Source organism: Oleiphilus sp. HI0079 (assembly GCF_001635105.1).
Genome location: NZ_LWFT01001080.1, coordinates 1 through 1,546 on the forward strand (window position 1 = coordinate 1; position 1,546 = coordinate 1,546).

Below are 1,546 nucleotides of genomic sequence, written 5' to 3' on the forward strand. Positions count from 1 at the left end.
CGCGTATTGTTGCAGGTGTCGGTGTGCCACAAATCTCTGCTATTGCAAACGTAGCCGAGGCTTTGAAGCCGTTCGATATCCCTATTATTGCTGATGGTGGTATTCGCTTTTCTGGTGATGTATCTAAGGCGATTGTCGCTGGCGCGCATACCATCATGATTGGTAGCTTGTTAGCGGGTACTGACGAAGCACCGGGAGAAGTGGAGCTGTATCAAGGCCGTAGCTATAAAGCGTATCGCGGAATGGGCTCGCTTGGTGCTATGGGGCAAGCCCAAGGTTCAAGTGATCGCTACTTCCAAGATGCTAAATCTGGTGTTGATAAGTTGGTGCCCGAAGGTATTGAAGGTCGTGTCGCCTGCAAGGGGCCAATGAGTGCCATTATTCATCAGTTGATGGGCGGTTTGCGCTCTAGCATGGGCTACACTGGAAGCCAAAATATTGAAGAAATGCGCACTAAGCCTGAGTTTACCCGCATTACAGCGGCAGGTATGAAAGAGAGTCACGTGCATGATGTGACGATCACCAAGGAAGCGCCTAACTATCGAGTAGGTTAATTCTTGCTGTTATTCATGATTCGTTCGACTTGTTGATCACAATAATCGGGAGCATTCGTCTCCCGATTATTTTTTTAAGGTAAATATCGGTATGACCACGTCTGAAACTGCAAACCAGAACATTCACGCACACCGCGTACTCATTCTAGATTTTGGCTCTCAATACACACAGCTAATCGCGCGTCGAATTCGTGAGATCGGAGTGTTCTGTGAGATTCGTGCCTTTGATATGGAAGATGGCGAAATCCGCGATTATGCCCCTAAGGCCATTATTCTCGCTGGTGGTCCAGAATCGGTGACGGGTGAAAATACTCCGCGAGCGCCGCAAGCGGTTTTTGATCTTGGTGTGCCGGTTCTAGGTATTTGCTACGGTATGCAGACCATGGCAGAGCAGCTAGGCGGAAAAGTTGAAGGCTCTGATGTGCAAGAGTTTGGTTACGCGCAAATCGAAGTTACGAATGAAAATCCGCTTTTTAAGGACATTCGAGATCACTTTGGGGAGAACGGCAACGCATTGCTTGATGTCTGGATGAGTCATGGTGACAAGGTTGTTGCAATGCCCGATGGTTTCGAATTAATGGCACTGACCCCATCTTGCCCGATTGCCGGTATGTGCAATGTAGACAAGCATTTCTATGGCGTTCAGTTCCACCCTGAAGTCACTCACACCCTGCAGGGTAAGCGTATTCTTGAGCATTTTGTGCTCGATATTGCTGGCTGCGACGCTTTATGGACGCCAAGCAAAATTGTTGCCGATGCGGTCGCTACGGTAAAAGAGCAGGTTGGTTCAGATCACGTATTGTTAGGCTTGTCGGGCGGCGTTGATTCATCGGTTGTTGCGGCGCTACTTCATAAAGCGATTGGTGATCAACTCACCTGCGTGTTCGTTGATAATGGCTTGTTGCGCCATAACGAAGGCGATCAGGTAATGAAAATGTTCGCTGACAACATGGGCGTTAAAGTTATCCGTGCTGATGCTGAAGACCTGTTCT

At 48.6% G+C, this 1,546-nt stretch carries 2 protein-coding genes; both read left to right on the forward strand.

From position 1 onward, the window contains the following. On the forward strand, positions 1–554 hold a 554-nt coding region (locus A3750_RS19265), incomplete at its 5' end, for an IMP dehydrogenase (protein ID WP_197475163.1). A gap of 91 nt (positions 555–645) precedes the next feature. After that, positions 646–1,546, forward strand: a 901-nt coding sequence (gene guaA, locus A3750_RS19270; RefSeq protein WP_156498754.1) for a glutamine-hydrolyzing GMP synthase, incomplete at its 3' end; no start/stop codon positions are given.